At 38.4% G+C, this 17,949-nt stretch carries 9 protein-coding genes and 1 pseudogene; 8 read left to right on the top strand and 2 right to left on the bottom strand.

The features are described from left to right. Positions 1 to 120 precede the first annotated feature (120 nt). The 8 genes and pseudogenes from P20495_RS08850 to P20495_RS22525 all read left to right on the top strand — a co-directional run bounded on the left by P20495_RS08850 (position 121) and on the right by P20495_RS22525 (position 14,950). Positions 121 to 2,892, top strand: coding sequence for a TonB-dependent receptor (locus P20495_RS08850; protein WP_008136663.1), 2,772 nt, complete (start codon positions 121 to 123; stop codon positions 2,890 to 2,892). Between the two features lie 74 nt (positions 2,893 to 2,966). Further along, positions 2,967 to 4,531 (top strand): annotated as a pseudogene (locus tag P20495_RS20625) (tryptophan halogenase family protein). Positions 4,532 to 4,554: 23 nt separating this feature from the next. Next, a complete protein-coding gene (locus P20495_RS08855) occupies positions 4,555 to 5,277 on the top strand; it encodes a SapC family protein (RefSeq protein ID WP_008136657.1) in 723 nt (240 codons plus the stop codon). Positions 5,278 to 5,498: 221 nt separating this feature from the next. Further along, on the top strand, positions 5,499 to 5,978 hold the full coding sequence (locus tag P20495_RS08860) for a hypothetical protein (protein WP_008136656.1): 480 nt from the start codon (positions 5,499 to 5,501) through the stop codon (positions 5,976 to 5,978). Between the two features lie 27 nt (positions 5,979 to 6,005). Continuing rightward, entirely contained in the window at positions 6,006 to 6,599 is a 594-nt protein-coding gene (locus tag P20495_RS08865; protein WP_008136654.1) for a DUF1287 domain-containing protein, read from the top strand. 65 nt (positions 6,600 to 6,664) lie between these two features. Further along, positions 6,665 to 12,589: an alpha-2-macroglobulin gene (locus P20495_RS08870; protein WP_008136653.1), complete on the top strand. Its 5,925-nt coding sequence runs from the start codon at positions 6,665 to 6,667 to the stop codon at positions 12,587 to 12,589. Further along, entirely contained in the window at positions 12,570 to 14,084 is a 1,515-nt protein-coding gene (pbpC, locus tag P20495_RS22530) for a penicillin-binding protein 1C (protein WP_008136651.1), read from the top strand. The genes P20495_RS08870 and pbpC overlap by 20 nt, the downstream gene beginning before the upstream one ends. Positions 14,085 to 14,092: 8 nt before the next feature. Further along, the gene (locus tag P20495_RS22525) at positions 14,093 to 14,950 is read left to right on the top strand and encodes a hypothetical protein (RefSeq protein ID WP_008136649.1); all 858 of its coding nucleotides are present in this window, start codon (positions 14,093 to 14,095) and stop codon (positions 14,948 to 14,950) included. Between the two features lie 285 nt (positions 14,951 to 15,235). Here P20495_RS22525 and P20495_RS08875 read toward each other — a convergent pair whose 3' ends face one another. Then, entirely contained in the window at positions 15,236 to 15,850 is a 615-nt protein-coding gene (locus tag P20495_RS08875) for a GntR family transcriptional regulator (protein WP_007586156.1), read from the bottom strand. 172 nt (positions 15,851 to 16,022) lie between these two features. Next, positions 16,023 to 17,949 (bottom strand): hypothetical protein (locus tag P20495_RS20615; RefSeq protein WP_033015885.1); only part of this gene is annotated, 1,927 nt, incomplete at its 5' end.

Raw genomic sequence — 17,949 nt, 5'->3', positions numbered from 1 at the left:
TGGTTAGTTAAATTCCATTACTATAAAGTTAATTGTTAACAATGTTATTTTAACAATGATAATGCCCATAGATAACCTGCTAATGGTTAAAAGTTATAAACACAATATTTAGGTGCAATAATGACTAACACACAATTCAAATTAAATGCGATTTGCGCGGCAATGCTGATAACTTCTCCAGTAAGTTACGCCGCACAGGAAAACGAGACAACTGTACAAAGTGATGTTGAAGTTATCCAAGTAACAGGTATCAGAAGCGCATTAAGTAAATCTGCGTCAATAAAGCAAGATTCATCAGGCGTCGTAGATGCTATATCAGCAGAAGACATTGGTAAGTTACCTGATACTAACTTAGCTGAATCGCTGCAACGTATTAGTGGTGTATCAATCGACCGTGCAAACAATGAGGGCAACCAAGTTAGTGTTCGGGGTTTTGGTCCTGGCTTTAATTTAGTAACCTTAAATGGTCGTCAAATGCCAAACTCTTCGGTTTTACAAGAAGCGGGAGTTTCTCGCAGCTTTAACTTTAGAGAAATTGCGGCTGAAAGTGTGTCGGGCGTATCAGTTTATAAAACGGGTAAAGCGAATGTAGCCTCCGGTGGTATTGGCGCAACCATTAATATAAATACAGCAAAACCATTTGATTTTGACGGTTTTAAAGCATTTGCAAATGCAAAGGCAATTAAAGACACCAGCTCAGAGAAATCAAACCTAACACCAGAAATTTCGGGAATGGTTAGCCAAACATTCGCTGATGATACGTTTGGTGTTTTACTTGCGCTGTCGCATTCAGAGCGAGAAAGTGGCCGAGAGCGCGTAGGCACATCGCAAGGTTGGGTACGTAACCGAGCAAATGCTGCCGGTGTTGATAGCAGTGCAATTGATACAACAGTTAATCCAACGGGTACTTATTGGGTACCTTGGACGCCAGAAATGGAGCGCTTTGAAACTAAGCGAGAACGCCAAAATGCGCAGTTGGTTTTACAGTATGCTCCTAATGACAACTTAACGGCTACACTTGATTACACTTTATCGCGCTTTGAAGAAATTAGTAACACAAATAAAATGGCATTTTGGTTCGATAACCCAACAGGCACCGCCGATGAAAATGGCACTTTAGTCGATATTAAAAATGCAAATGATGAGTTGAATTTTTGGGCGTGGGAGCTTTACGAAGAAAAAGAAAACGATTCATTAGGCTTAAATTTAGCGTGGCAAGCAAGCGATTCATTGAAACTTACGTTTGACGCTCATAACTCTACATCACACTCAAACCCAGATGGTGATACAGCTGAAACAATTGCAAATTTAAAGAATGTCCCAGGTTCGGTTAAATCCATCAGTGCTAACTTCTCTGGTGACATTCCGATTATTGGGGTTGATGATTCAACATTGGCGGGTGGAGCTTACAACCCAGCTAATATTGTGTCAGATTTATATCAGCGCCGTGGCTATGAAATGAAAAATACCATTAAGCAGTATCATGCAAGTGGGCAATGGGAGAATTTGAAGAGTGGGGCACTCAGCGCTATAAATTTTGGTGTAATGTATACCGATTACCAAATTGATACTTATCTTTCTGAGCAGTTCTCATTTGTGGATATTCCTCTAGACAACCTAGGGCTAACCTTTGATGAACAAGGTGACTTTGCTGATGAGTTTTCAGGTTCGGATCAGCTATTTCCATTTATTCCACGTTACAGTGCCAACGATTTTGTAGATATTGTCAGAGATGAAGGATTATTTATTGAGCCAAATATTTCTACAAATGGGGTTGAGGAGCAAACGCTCGCGATATATGTATCATTTGATCTTAAAACCGAATTTAACGATATTCCAATTGATATGAATGTCGGTGTGCGCTACGAAGACACCGATGTAACAGGTTATTCAGTCAAGCCTGAGGTTGTTGCTTTTAACTATCGTCATGCTGAAGAGCTTCGCCCTGTATTTGCTGCAACAGCAACACCGCAGGAGCTTGAAGGCGGTTATACACGTATATTACCAAACTTTGATATAAGCGCCGACTTAGATGACGGCTTTAAAACTCGTTTTTCATATAGTCGTACATTAGCTCGTGCAGGTATTGGTGGTATGTTCCCATCAACTACCATTAACGCCCGTCCTGAAGGACCGTTTAATGCATCGCAAGGTAACCCTAACTTATTGCCAATTACGTCAGATAACTTTGATTTTTCAGTTGAGTGGTATGGAGACGACGGAAGCTATGCATCAGTTGGTTACTTTAAAAAGTTTGTTGAAAACTTCATTGGTGCAGGCGTAGTGCAAGGTACGCTAAATGATGTAAATGGCGAGCCGTTACGCGATCCAAGTGTTAACCCCCGCCCTGGTTGTCCTGATAGTTCAGATACACCTAACCCAGCATGTTTAAGCCAAGCGTCAGACCCGATTGTTACATTTGATATTGCAACGCCAGATAATCTTCAAAATCGTGAAGTAGATGGTTGGGAATTAAATGCGCAGTACATGGTGCCTGATACAGGCTTTGGCGTGGTTGCTAATTATACGATAGTGAATAGCGATGAATCGTTTAAACCGTATGATTTTGACCAAACAATTGCACTAGCAGGACTAAGCGATTCAGGTAATTTGGTCGGCTTTTACGAAAACGATGATTACCAAGTACGTTTAGCCTATAACTGGCGCGATGATTTCTTACTGTCTTTGGGAACTGAGCCTACATTTACAGAGGCGTATGGTCAGCTAGATTTTAGTTTTAATTACACCATTAACGACACCTTGGGTGTTAGCTTTGATGCACTTAATTTAACGAATGAAACAACACGCCGCCATGGTCGTTTTGCAGAGCAATTAGTATCTGCTGAGCAATATGGTCCGCGCTTTAGCATTGGCTTAAGTGCTAAATGGTAAGTTAGTTTATTGACAAATAATACAAAACGACAGCTCAGCGCTGTCGTTTTTGCCTTTTAACTAACGAGGTTGCTATGAACGATGATATTAAATCAATAGTAATAGTTGGCGGTGGAACTGCAGGATGGCTAAGTGCAGGAATAATTGCGGCGTATTTGCAAAAACATCACAGCAAAAAAATAAATATAACGCTGTTAGAGTCCTCAGATATTCCTACAGTTGGCGTTGGCGAAGGAACGTGGCCGACTATGCGTAGAACCCTTAAAGACATGGGTATTCGTGAAACTGAATTTATTCAACAATGTAATGTGTCGTTTAAGCAAGGTGCTAAATTTGCTAAGTGGGTAACCGGAGAAAATGATGATTACTATTATCACCCGCTTGAGCTACCTACGGGTATGTTTGAAAATAATTTAGCCACCAGCTGGCTTAATATTAATAACGCACAACCTCCTTTTGCCCAGTATGTAAGTGCGCAGCAGTCAATATGCGAAAGTGGATTAGCTCCCAAACAAATCACAACACCCGAATTTAGTGCAATAGCAAATTATGCTTATCACTTGGATGCAGGCTTATTCGCTACATTTTTAAAAAACCACTGCATTGATAATCTTAATGTTAAACACATTGTAGGCACTGTCGTCGGTGTAAACAATTGCACAAATGGCGATATTAAAAGCGTTAGCCTTAATAATAAAATAGAGATAGCTGGGGATCTATTTATCGATTGCAGTGGCTTTAAATCGTTATTACTAGGTGAGAACTTAGGGGTGGGGTTTAAATCTTGTAAAGATGTATTATTTGCTGATAGTGCGCTTGCCATACACATGCCATACACATGCCATACAAAGATGACGAACCAATATGCTCGCATACTTTATCTACAGCACAAACATCGGGCTGGATTTGGGATATAGGATTACAAACACGCCGTGGAATAGGGCATGTGTACTCTAGTAAACACATTAGTGATGAAGATGCTAAGCAGCAATTATTTGATTACTTAAATATTAATAAAGATCAGCAAAGCGAATACAAAGTTAAAAAGCTTAGTTTCGAACCAGGGCATCGTGAAAAATTTTGGCATAAAAACTGTGTCGCAGTAGGCCTCTCAGCTGGTTTTTTAGAGCCACTGGAAGCCTCCGCTTTATTACTGGTAGAAATATCAGCCAATTTTGTTGCGCAGCAATTTCCGGCCAATAGGCATGTAATGAATATAACCGCGCAGCGTTTTAACCGTACATTTAGCTACCGATGGGAGCGAATAATCGACTTTTTAAAGTTGCATTATATGTTGAGTAAACGAACCGACAGCCCATTTTGGCAAGCGCACTGTCATCAAAATACTATTCCACAAAGCTTAAAAGATAACTTATCACTTTGGGAATTTCATACACCAAGCGATAACCACTTTGATCATTCACAAGAAGTGTTTCCAGCAGCAAGCTATCAATATGTGATGTATGGCATGGGGTTTACAGGCTCAAGCGAACTGTATGGCAACTCAGAAAGTTATTTTAAAAAGGCCATTGCGCTTGTTAATAACAACCAGCAATACACCCAAAAATTACTTAATAAATTACCTACCAATAAAGCATTATTAACGCAAATTAATCAATTTGGTATGCAGCAAATATAGTTAAAACATAAGAGCGACACACTATGACAAACTCAGTATTACTCGATAAAAATACACATAAGCACACTCGCATTAAAACTGAACGCGGTACACAATACGGCGAAGCAGTAAACTACATTCCGGTTATTGCTGATGAGCTTGCTCAACTTGCATTAGACTACCCAGTCTATTTTATGAAGAACAATCAAACTGGCCAGTTTGAACTATATGCTTTAACTGGCTTTGATGAGGGGCAAAACTTATTTTTACAAAATGATATATGGCATGCCACATACGTACCTTTACACTTACAGCGACAACCATTTAAGTTAGGAATAGGAAATAAACTTACTAACAAGACCGAGCAAACAGATCTCGCTGTTACAATTAACGAACAACACCCAAGAGTAAATAATAGTGAGGGAACACGGTTATTTAACGAAACAGGGGAGCCAACCACATATTTAAATAATGTGAGTGAGCAATTGATAAAGCTTATGCATGGCGGCGAACGTACAACTGCTTTTATCAATACCTTACTAAAACACGATTTAATTGAAGCAGTGCAGCTAAACATCACTAAACCAAATGGCAAAACACAAGGCTACAATGACTTGTATTCTATTGCCGCAGAGACACTACAGCAACTACCTGCAGAAACACTAAATATTTTGCACTCAATGGGTTATATACAAGCTTGCCATCTAATCTTATGTTCAAGCGGGCATGTTAAAAAATTAGTAGAATGGTTACACGATTTAAAATAGGTTTTTTATTAATTAGCGTTACTTACCCCCACTGGTTTTACGTGTGCATTAGTTTATGCTGATACCGATGAAATAATAAATGAACTACAACTGGACACTATTATAAGTTCACTTCTTAGGTTTTGGAGTTCGATTATTCGCCTTGGTTTTGGTATCATTTAACTTATCGGCTTATATCGCAATGGGAAAGGTCAAGCCAGTAAACATTGATGATTAAGAGAATGGACGTGCTCGAACAAATAGAACAATGGATTGATGCAACAAATATTAAATATAAAACCCAAAGAATTAGCTGTGAGAAATTTGCTAGTGAGTTTGCAGGGTTTTATCCTGTCGAATTTTTAAAAAATGCCTTTTACGTTATTGTCGACGAAATACCCAAACCTAGCTTTCCTTTTTTGCGTGAAATGGGATTAGACGATTTTATTGACATGGATGCCGCAGGTACTACATACAAAAACACTTATTACATGCTTCCTTACGTAGCTGATAATTTAGCTGTGCATTTTCATGAACTTGTTCACGTAGCCCAATGGAGTGAACTTGGGGCCGAGGCTTTTATGTTGCGTTACATAACCGAAATTCAGCAGGTTGGTTATGCAGCTGCGTCACTTGAAGTCATGGCGTATGGTCTTGATAAGCACTTTACAAATAATGGCAAGAAAATAAACGTGCCTGAACACGTGGTTCAAGCGTTGTAGTTAATTAACATTTTCAAAGGATTGCATATGACACGCTTTACTGTTTTTTTACTGAGCTTACTTAGTGTAAATGCCTATGCGGCATCGTTTGATGACGATATTGTGGCTGCGTTACTTGAAAGAACAACACATAACGTTACCTACGATGGGTCTTATCACTCTATTGCTTATCCGGGTGGCGATGTGCCCGCTAATGTAGGGGTGTGTACCGATGTAGTTATTCGATCATATCGACTTTTAGGTATTGATTTGCAAAAGCTTGTGCATGAGGACATGTTAAAAAGCTTTGAGCTATATCCCTCTAAGCGTATTTGGGGTTTAACCAAACCGGATAAAAATATAGACCACCGCCGTGTGCCAAACTTACAGGTTTACTTTAAAAATCATGGCCAAGTGCTCGCTAAATCAAGTAACGTGAACGACTATAAAACGGGTGACATTGTAACGTGGATGCTGCCAGGTAATTTGCCGCACATTGGTATGGTTGTGAATGAGTTAGCAAAAGACACAGGGAATCCATTAATTGTTCATAATATTGGTCGAGGACCTGAAAAAAGCGACATGCTTTTCGATTTTAAAATTACGGGGCATTACCGTTTCGTCCCACAAGAATATAAATAACCAGATTATAAGTATGAGTTCTCTCATTTATTGATATTGCAGTATAAAGAAAAAGGATTTTGAACGTGAATACAAAAACCGATTCAAAAGAGGCTAACCCAAAAGAGGTTAATCTTAAACAAAGTAAACTCGCTCACAAAATAGCTAGTTTATTTATGAGTATTGCTTTTTCAGCCATAGGAACGGGTTTGTTTAGTTTGGTTGCAAGCTTACTTGGCAACGTAAATGTAACCGAAAAAACAGTTGGCAGTGTGTGGGTTTTACTGACCACATTTTTTGTTATTTTAAATGTATTTGGTGTCATTATTTGGCATAAACCGAAATGGTTAATTACTGCTATAAATAATGTGCTTAGGTTTGCTAAAGAGCGCAAAACAGCATTTTTTAGCGCCGTGCTAATGCTGATATTAATTATAGCAGGCTATTGTTTTTTTCTTTCCTTACCACAGCCAATTAGTTACAAAGCAACTCACTCTACACCTGCTGTTACCACTTTATCTGATGTTTTAAACCCTGAACCGCTTTATATTGATTTTACTCCCGTTTTAGATGATGTAGAAAACACGGATGCAGTGTCTTACTCTGTCGCAAAGCTTGCGCTTGTTGGCAAAGTGATTCCCACAGGTATAAAAGTCACGCCTGAGCTAATTGGACAGTGGTCTTGGAATAGTGAAAGCCAGCTTAAATTTATCCCAAAACAAGATTGGTCAGCAGGGCAAGAATATAAGGTACGTTTTGATTCATCTATTTTTAAAAGTGATATACATCTAAGTGATAATGAGCATGTATTTAAAACTCCCAACTTTGAACTAACACTAAGCTCGCTCGCTTTTTATCAAGATCCTAACGTTAAAAAAAGTCACAAGGTGGTTGCAACATTAAAAGCGACTCACCCAACAGATATAAACACCATAAAAAATAATTTAAAGCTGACTCAATCACTTGAGCAAGATGGCAAGAACGAACTCGCACAATATAAATTTGATGTTACTTACGACAAGCATCAACGAGAGATTTACATTACTTCAGAGCAAATACGTATTCAAGATACCGAAAGCTATCTGTATTTTGTTATTAATAACGGTGTAAAGCCGGTTATGGGTCCTTCTCAAACAACAGTAGAGATCAAAGACGCCGTGTTGATCCCAAGTGTAAATAGCTTTTTTAGAGTAAATACGGCCAATGTGTTGATGGTAAAAAATACGCAAGGGGAACCCGAACAAACACTTGTTTTAGACTTCACAGATGATATTTCATCGCAAGATGTGGTTAGTAAAATGGTTGCTTACGTATTACCGACTAAAGATTCAAAAGGTAACTATAAGTACTTCAGTAGCCCACGAGAAGTTACTGATGCAGTGCTTAAGCAATCTCAAAAAGTTAAGTTAAATGCGATTCCTACCGCGCAAGATACAACTAAGTTACACAGTTTTACGTTTGACGCCCCTCAAAACCAGCAAGTTTATATCGCGATTGATAAGGGATTAAAGTCGACGGGTGAGTTTACGATGGTGAATAAATACGACACTATTTTAGATACGCCGGCTTATCCGACACAAGTAAATATTATGTCTAAAGGGTCTATATTATCAAAAAATGGCGATCATAAATTGTCATTTTTGACCCGCGGTGTAAACGCACTTCACGTTAAAGTAGGTAGGGTAGAAGCCAATCAAATTAACCACCTTATAAGTCAAACCAGTGGTGATATTTCTAATCCAGAATTTAATAATTATTACTTTACAGAAGAAAACATAAGTTCAATTTTTACCAGACAAGTTAATTTAAAACCACAGCACCCTAAAAAAGCGGTCTATTCATCTATTGATTTGAGTAGTAAGTATAATGAGTCAGTTGGTTTAGGCTTATTTTTTATAAATGCTCAAGCGTTAAATACAGAAGATAATTACGTATATGGACCCCAAGAAAAACGACTTATCCTTATTACTGATTTAGGTATTTTGGTAAAAAATAATGCAGATGGATCTCGCGATATATTTGTCCAATCTATTGAAACAGGAAAACCGGTAGCAAAAGCGAAGGTGTCGTTATTGGGGAAAAACGGATTAGTTATTTTAAATGCTAAAACAGATTCTGAGGGGCACGCATTTTTCGACAACACAACGTGGTTTACTGATGATCAAACTCCCGTTGCTTTTGTAGTCGAAACTAAAAGTGACATGTCTTTTATTCCTTATAATCGCTATGCTCGAATGGTTAACTACTCTCGGTTTGATACCGGCGGTGTAAGTTCTGGGCTCAGTGGTAGTAATAAAATAGATGCGTTTGTTTTTTCTGACCGTGGAATTTATCGACCAGGCGATAGTGTTAAACTTGCCACGATTGTTAAGCAACAAAACTTTGCAAAACTGGGCGATATACCGCTTGAACTTATAATTACCGATCCTAAAGGGACAACTGTTTATAATAAACGAGTGAGCTTAGATAAGTATGGATTGCTTGATTTTGACTTTAAAACACAAAATAGCGCCAATACCGGAACGTATTATGTATCGGTCCAACTTATTAAAAATAATAATAGCCGCGACCAATTAGGCAGTACTCAGTTTAAAGTTGAAGAGTTTGTACCCGATAGATTGAAAATTAGTAGTCAATTTTCTCAATCATCTGCAAAGGGGTGGGTAAACAGCTCAAAATTTAAAGCATTGGTGAGCCTTCAAAATTTATTTGGTACACCCGCTCAAAATAGACGTGTTACTGCTGATTTACGTTTATCTCCAGCTGGTTTTTACTTTAATGAATACAAAGATTATGTGTTTTCTGATCCCCACAGTGAAGGAAAAAATATTAGACACAGTATTGAATCATTAACCGAAACCAAAACTAATGAACAAGGCAAGGCAGAATTTGATATTGACTTAACTCGCTATGAGGCAGGTACTTATCAGTTAAATTTTGCAGTACAAGGGTATGAAGAAGGCGGTGGTAAAAGTGTTCGTGCAAGCAGCTCGGTGCTTGTTTCACCCGTTGAGCAGTTAGTTGGTTATAAAGCCGATGGCGATTTAAGCTACATATCAAAAGAGTCAAAACGTGTTGTAAAATTTATTAATATTAATTCAGAAACTGAGCAAGTAGCTCGTGATGATTTATCGCTAAATTTAATAGAACAACAATATGTATCTACGTTGGTGCAACAAAATAACGGCACTTATAAGTACCAATCGGTTAGAAAAAACAAACAGGTATCAAGCAATCCGTTTTACATTAAACAAGATGGCGCAAACTACGAATTACCCACTGCTGAACCAGGTGATTACTTAATAGAACTCGTTGATGGCAAAGGGAATACCGTTAGTAGGGTATCATTTACGATAACCGGCACGGGTAACTTAGCGGGTAAGCTTGAAAAGAATGCTGAACTGCAAGTTCAATTAAATAAACCGGATTACAAACCGGGCGAAACAATTGAAATAAGTATTGTAGCGCCCTATGTTGGCTCGGGTTTAATTACAATTGAAACTAATAAAGTACACGCTTTTAAATGGTTTGAGAGTAAAACAACAAGTAGCATACAAACCATAACGTTACCTCAAGGGATAGAAGGCAATGCGTATGTTAATGTTTCATTTGTTCGAAGCCTTGAATCGAAAGAAATATTTACAAGCCCATTAAGCTACGCAGTTAAACCATTTGCGATTGATCGTAGTAAACGCGCAATAGATTTTGACGTAAACATACCTGATAAAGTAAAACCAGGTGACGATTTAGTCATTTCATATAGTGCCAAATCACCTTCACGTGTTCTGTTATTTGCTGTAGATGAAGGTATTTTACAAGTGGCGAATTATCGGACGCCAAAGCCGTTAAATCACTTCTTACAAAAACGTGCTTTAGAAGTCAGTACCATGCAAATTGTTGATCTTATTTTACCTGAATTTAAACTAGTGCAAGAGCTTGCAGCTACGGGTGGTGGTTATGCAGAATCAATGGCAATGAACCGCAAGAGCAAGCAACTTAACCCGTTTTCTCGTAAGGTACAAAAACCAGTCGCATTTTGGTCTGGTATTTTATCGGCTGATGCTAAAACGAAAAAACATACGTTTACTATCCCAGATACTTTTGCAGGTCAGGTACGTGTAATTGCTATTGCCGTAAATGACGAGGGTGTTGGTGTTAAAGAAAGTACAACACTTGTGAAAGGGCCCTTTGTATTAACCCCCAATGTATTAACGACAGCAGCACCAGGCGATGAGTTTGATATTGTACTTGGTATTGCTAATGGCGTTGAGGATTCAGGTAAACAACTGCCAATTACGGTAGAAGCGCTTACTTCAAGCAACATTGAAATAATAAGCGATAAAAAATTAACGCTAAATATTGATGAAAAATCAGAAGAGACATTAACGTTTAGAGTGAAAGTGCTTGATAAGCTTGGCGCTGCATCAATTACATTTACTGCGTTATCGGGTGACAATGTTAGCCAACGCACGGCAACGTTAAGTGTGCGCCCTGCGGTTGCATTTGTTAGTAGCTTTGAAAGTGGCTTTAGTGAATCAGGTAAAAAAGAAATAGCGGTTTCGAGACAGCTATATCCTAACTTATCAAAAAATAATATTACCGCTTCACAAAGCCCGTTAGCGCTTGTTGATGGTCTTATTAATTATTTAGATAACTTTCCTCATATGTGTACCGAGCAAGTAGTGAGTAGTGTGTTTCCGGTGCTGAGTTATTTAGAACACCCAAGTTATATGGGCAATGTATCTTATAAACATGAGCGTATAAACAACTTAATAGATACCCTTCGTCAACGTCAGTTACCTGATGGCAGATTTATGTTATGGCCGGGTAATTCTAGTGCATCTATTTATTCTTCTCTTTATGTTATGCATTTTTTATTAGATGCAAAAGAAGCGGGCGTAGCAATACCTTATGATATGTGGAGCAGTGGTTTTGAAGGTGTGCGCAGTATAGCGAGCGGATCTTTAGAGACGAATGACAGAAACCGCGCTTATGCCATTTATTTGCTAACACGACAAGGTGAGGTAACAACTAATTACTTATCTGATTTAGAAAAAAGTGTAAATGCGAGTAATAGCAAAGTATGGCAACAAGATATAACGTCCGCGTTTATGGGCGCAACTTATCAGCTATTACGTGCAAGCGACAAAGCGCAAGCACTGATCAATAGCTATAAAATTGGGCAAGATACCCAGCACGATAATTGGGGCGCTTACGACTCACGTTTAGCTCACGACGGACAGTATATTTATTTGTTATCAAAACATTTTCCTGCTCGCTTAAAGCAGTTAACTAAAGATGATTTGTTTAATGTCGTTGACCCTATTTTTAAAGGAGACTACAACACGTTGTCGTCTGCTTGGTCTGTACTTGCTATGACGGCATACTCAAAAGTTGCGTTATCACAAGCCCAGCCTGAAGATGTAAAAATAATGGCAACAACGACAATGGCAGAAAAAAAGGCATTAGACGTAACCTATACACCTTATCCTAAAGCCTCGTTTTTAAATGACGTTAAAACGCTTGATGTATTAGCGCCACCTCGCTCATTTTACATGATGAGCCAAGCTGGTTTTGATACAAACGTGCCACAAAAGTCATTAAGTAATGGTTTAGAAGTTGTCAGAGAATACCAAGACGATAAAGGTAATGTGATAACCACCGCTGTTCAAGGTCAAGAACTAAACGTTGTATTACGAGTGCGTAGTACAACGGGTAAAAATATTTCGGATGTTGCTGTTATTGATTTACTACCTGGTGGGTTTGAAGTACTCAGAGACAGCGTTCGCAATAGTTATAATCGCTGGACCTCTGATTATAAAGATATTCGAGAGGATCGGGTTATATTGTATGGCAGCTTTGGCGATAGCATGACTGAGCTTACTTATAAGGTTAAGGTTACTGCATCTGGCAGCTTTGTAGTGCCATCGGCTTATGCTGAATCTATGTATGATTTAAGTATTAAAGCGCACTCAAAATCGGGTCGTTTTGATGTTACCGACGCTAAATAAAAAGCTTAGTTTTATAATAAAAACGGCTTTTTTTACAACAGCACTGCTTGCAGTGCTGTTGTATTTATTTACTCCAAAGCCGGATATTACCCAGCCCAATGCTTACTCAACGGCTTTTTACGATAGCAGTGATAAATTACTTCGTTTAAATTTAGCCGCAGACGATAGATATAGATTATGGACGCCAATAGATAAAATCCCTTTGAGCGTTCAACAAGCTACTTTATTGTATGAAGACCAAGACTTTTATGAGCATATTGGTATCGATTTTATTGCTTTAATAAATGCGTTTTATACTAGCTATATTAAAAGAAGTCACCGAGTCGGTGCGTCAACAATAACAATGCAAGTAGCCCGGTTGCACTTTGGGATGAATACGCATGTTATTTTTGGAAAAGTAGAACAAATACTTCGAGCGTTACAAATTGAGAGACACTACAGTAAAAACCAAATACTCGAGGCGTATTTTAACTTAGCGCCTTATGGATCAAATATTGAAGGTGTTGGTGCAGCCAGTTTAATTTATTTTAAGAAACCAGCTATTGATCTTAATTTACCTGAGTCATTATTACTTAGCTTAATCCCGCAAAACCCAACCAAACGAAATCCCATTAAAAAATCGGCTAAATTGGTATTGCTAGAAACAAGAAAAAAACTGTTTACTCGTTGGCTTGAAAAGCACCCAGATGATAAACACTGGCTAGCAGCTATGCAATTACCGATAAAGGTATATGCCTCTTCAGACTTGCCTTTTGAAGCCCCACATTTTATTAATAATTTACAAAGCGAGTACCCGCACCTAAAGCCTGGAGAATATAAAACGTCGATAGACCTTAATTTACAAAACTTACTTCAGCGCCATGCAAGAAATTACATTAATCGCAGGCATAGAGACGGGCTTAGTAATACGTCTGCTATTTTACTAAATTATAAAACTATGGAAGTAGTTGCTGAATTAGGCTCTGTGGATTTTTTTAATAATGACATTAGCGGTCAAGTAAATGGTGTAAGAGCTAAGCGTTCACCAGGTTCAACCCTTAAACCATTTATTTATGCGCTTGCTATAGAGGAAGGGTTAATTCATCCATTAACGCTTGTAAAAGATGCCCCCAAACGCTTTGGAGGATATACACCAGAGAATAATGACCAGCAGTTCTTAGGGCCTATATCAGCCACTGAATCGCTAGTTTTGAGCCGTAATGTGCCAGCCGTTAATTTAATGTATCGCTTAAAAAAAGTTGGGTTATACGATTTGCTCGTTGCAGCCGATGTTAAAAAGCTTCGGCCTAAAGAGTTTTATGGTTTAGCGCTTGCGCTAGGCGGCAGTGAAGTAACGATGTTAGAGCTCGTTAAGTTATACGCCATGTTGGCTAATTTAGGGGTGTATAAAGATGAAATTATATTAAATAAACACGCCACTGGTATTAACCAAAAAAACCAAATAATCAAAAAGATCATATTAAGCAACTTCTCAGTCCAGAGGCTGCATACCTGACTTTACAAATGTTAAGTGAAAATAATGCAGTCGATGAAATTTCATTTCAAAAAGAAAGAAGACAATCATATCCTGTATATTGGAAAACAGGTACTTCATTTGCTTTTCGCGATGCATGGTCAGTAGGTATTGTTGGTCCGTATGTTTTAGCTACATGGGTGGGTAATTTCTCAGGAGAAGGGCACCCATCTTTTATTGGGCGACAAGCAGCCGCGCCTTTATTTTTTGAAATAATACGTTCATTAGATAGTTACGGCTTAATCAAAGGCAATATAAAACCAGGTGGTTTAAATATTACAGAAGTAGATATTTGTTCAACAACAGGTGATTTACCTAATGTGCATTGCCCTAAAACAGAAAAAGGGCTTTTTATTCCAGGTAAGTCGCCAATTAAAGTATCGGATGTACATCGTGAAATTTATATTGATAAAGTATCGGGATTACGTGCTTGTCAGTATGTTGAATCTACAACTACAAAGGCAGTTTACGAATTTTGGCCATCTGACTTAGTCAGATTATTTAAACAAGCAGGCATTGTTAAACGCCAGCCTCCACCTTATTTAGATTCATGCTTAATTAATGACACGAGTACACGAGGCTCAGCACCGAGTATTACATCCCCGAGTAATTTAATTAGCTACACGATAAGAGCCAGTAAATTGAAGCAAGAAGGCCTGCCTTTTAGCGCAATCACAGATACAGATTCACGTATTTTATATTGGTTTGTAGATAACAGCTTTGTTGGTAAAGTAGAGCGGGATACGCCTCTTTTCTGGCACCCGCAAGTAGGCGAATTTGACGTAAGAGTGGTTGATAATTTAGGGCGTAGCGCATCAGTTTCAATGCGTGTAAAGCTCGTTCAGTGATATTGAGTGTTCATGCATTTAATGTAATAAATAAAGGGTAGTTTTTTATAACTGAAATTTATATAAACTAGGGCGATTTACTCTTTCTTACCTACATGGATGATGGTAAGGGGCGTGAGCTGGATGCGGAGGTTTTGCTCGGTAGCCCACTAGACTACAAATCTCGGGCCGTGATTAAATCGGCTCCTAGATTGAACAAATTTCAATCCACAAAGATCAACATGCCCTTATGACTTCATAGCCGCTAGTTTATATAACGGAGTATCAAAATGACTTCGAAAGTAGTTACTTGATATTATGTTTTACAGCCTTAACTGCTGCGGCGCTATCTTGAGCTTTAAGTGCTTCTAAAATAGCGCGATGCTCATTAACACACTCAGAGCTTGAGGTAATACGTTTGTAGTTTAAACGCATACGCATGACATACGGATACCAAATATTTACCAGCTCTTCGCCCCCAGCTTGGTATATTAAATACTGATGAAACGAAATATCGATTTTAGTTACTTCGGTATAATCTTCGCGATCGAGTGCGTCTTCTAGAGATGCTAAGATACCTTCAAGTTCAGCAATGTTTTGCTCAGTTAAATTACCGTTTAACTCTGTGATTGCGTACTCTTCAATGCTGCGACGAAGTTTAATCATTAAACGTTGTAGCTTAGGCTCTAGTACGCTGTTGACTGATGCGCCGCAATTATTTCGCGAAATCAACAGACCTTCTTTTGTTAACTGCAAAATCACATCTCGAATTGGACCTCTGGAGAGACCAAAGCGCTCAGCCAGCTCTTTTTCATTTAACTTAGTTTGTGGTGGCATTTCACCAGAGATTATATCTGAACGTAATTGTTCAGCGATTTGATCTTTTACAGACAAAATTTTTGTTGCTCTGTTACCAGCCATATTTATTCCTAGATTTAATTTACTTTATGTGACCTTAGCTACGGTTAATAAATAGTCGTTATTCGAGTTAAGATCATGTACTTATCTCAGTGTATATAAAAAAAAAGGAATGGTCTATTGTTAACACATTACAACAGGCCAATAAATATACAATTAAATGATGAATGTGCAATTATTTTTTAAATCGTCGCTCATACATAGACTCATTCATCGCTTTAGCGGCTTCAATCATTTCAATGTAGGGTCTATCAGTGACACTTATAAAGCCTACGTTATAATTTTCGCCATCGTAAGCTCTGCCTGTAATCGGAGAATCTATATACTGAAACCAATGAGCACCTATAAAGTAGGGGTTGTCGATCACTGAGTTCATATAATCGGTATACATATTTGCTCTGTCTTGTTGATTAGCAGCATGTATTAACCCAGGATGAAATAATCCTGAATCAGATGAACCAACATGAAACTCACCAATTATAGCGGGTTTGTCAAATTGTGATAAAAACGCCCACTTGTCATCCCTTAGGCCTTCTTTGTATGCGTTAAAACTTATTACATCAACATATTTAGCCGAGGCTTTAACAACTTCTATAGGCATGCCCCAATCAGGAAAACGCGCACCTAAATACATATGATTTGGTAGGTATTTATCCATAGCGGCATTTACCACACTAAAGTACTTATCAGCATAGGCGGTGAGTAATATAGAAAAATCGACAAGCTGCTCTTCATTTTTTATATCAACCGTTACACCTTTGTCAAACTCAACCCATGAGGCTAAGTTTAAGTGCCATACCTTATTAAGTTTAGCGACATCAGTATATTTTTCTTTCATTAAGCGAGAAAATTCAGCTTTAGTAGGGACTGTTTTAGCATCACGGCCTAATGTGTTTATTACAATACCATAATGGCTTTTAACAGAATCAGGGCGGCCAAAGCTTTTTTCGTTATCAATGAATACACCTACTGCCCAAGGCGAATTTTTAACTTCTTTTGCAACAACACTAACGGTTTCGTTAGCACGCACTGTAAATTCAGGGTCGAATACATCCGGCATGGCTCCCCAAAAATCGTTGCCGCTTGATACGGTTTTAAAATCACCTATAATCCAACCATTGGCAAAATAGGGCACTTTTTGATTATCGTAGTAGCTCGGATCTGTCCAGTTGCCTAATGAACTAAAGCCCCATGTAATCATTCTATCGAGGGTAACTTCTCGCCATTTTTGCATGTAATCTGCATTATTTTGACCATATTTGCGTTCTAAATTAGCAGCGTAGAAGCTATATGTTTCACCGTGTTCTAACGGACCCGAATGCGCACTTTTACGATAGCCAAAATGTTTACCGAGTGGATCGCTATAATCAGGTAGCCATTCAAATAAATTTTTACGCACTTGTGACGCTACAAAGCGGCTTTTAAGCGCTTCTTTATTTACTTGGTTTAAACCTTTTGAATCCTCAGGTGTTACACCGGCATCAGCTGGTTTAGCTAACAACGCTTGATCAAAATCGTAACCCGTCAGTGTTGTTGAGTTTGCAAGACGAATAATATCAATGCCAGTTGCAAGATATAAATAGCCATCAGGGTCGACTAATGACCATTTATCATTGTATTTAGCCGTTCTAAAATAACCAGTCGCTTCTAATTTTGGACCTTCTGCCCAGCCACCAAAGCGTGAGCGGTTAGTAGGGCGTTTAGAAAGTAACTGTGTTGCTTCTTGTTTTTTGTCGCTCAATAGCTCGGCTTCTGAATGTACTTTCCCTGCAAATTCTTGTTTTGCATTTTGGCCAAATTCATCAACAATTTTGGTTAAAAAAGCGGTATTAAATTGAGGGTTTTTACGAAGTGAAATAGATTTTATTGCCAGCTCTTTGTCATGTAATGTACTTTGCACGCTAATTGCTATTTTAGCGATGCCTTTTAAGTTGAGATTTTTTTTACCCCACATAGAAATAAACTGTACCTCATCAGACTCCCACGTATCAGGGTTAGAGCGAAGACCAGAAGTAAAGTTAAGTTCTACATTTTCTTTGCCATCGGGCGTTGCAAGGTCGTGGCCGTCAAGTTTTGCGTAATACGTGTTGTATCCACCTACC

Origin of the sequence: Pseudoalteromonas sp. BSi20495, assembly GCF_000241185.1 — a bacterium.
Taxonomy (GTDB): domain Bacteria; phylum Pseudomonadota; class Gammaproteobacteria; order Enterobacterales; family Alteromonadaceae; genus Pseudoalteromonas; species Pseudoalteromonas fuliginea.
Note: the sequence above shows the minus strand (reverse complement) of the source record. Positions and strands in the feature narration are given on the sequence as shown.

Bases quoted from the DNA above. Each gene is read 5' to 3' on its own strand.
- P20495_RS08850 (WP_008136663.1), top strand. From the start codon at position 121: ATGACTAACACACAATTCAAATTAAATGCGATTTGCGCGGCAATGCTG.
- P20495_RS08855 (WP_008136657.1), top strand. From the start codon at position 4,555: ATGACAAACTCAGTATTACTCGATAAAAATACACATAAGCACACTCGC.
- P20495_RS08860 (WP_008136656.1), top strand. From the start codon at position 5,499: ATGGACGTGCTCGAACAAATAGAACAATGGATTGATGCAACAAATATT.
- P20495_RS08865 (WP_008136654.1), top strand. From the start codon at position 6,006: ATGACACGCTTTACTGTTTTTTTACTGAGCTTACTTAGTGTAAATGCC.
- pbpC (WP_008136651.1), top strand. From the start codon at position 12,570: ATGTTACCGACGCTAAATAAAAAGCTTAGTTTTATAATAAAAACGGCT.
- P20495_RS22525 (WP_008136649.1), top strand. From the start codon at position 14,093: ATGTTAAGTGAAAATAATGCAGTCGATGAAATTTCATTTCAAAAAGAA.
- P20495_RS08875 (WP_007586156.1), bottom strand. From the start codon at position 15,850: ATGGCTGGTAACAGAGCAACAAAAATTTTGTCTGTAAAAGATCAAATC.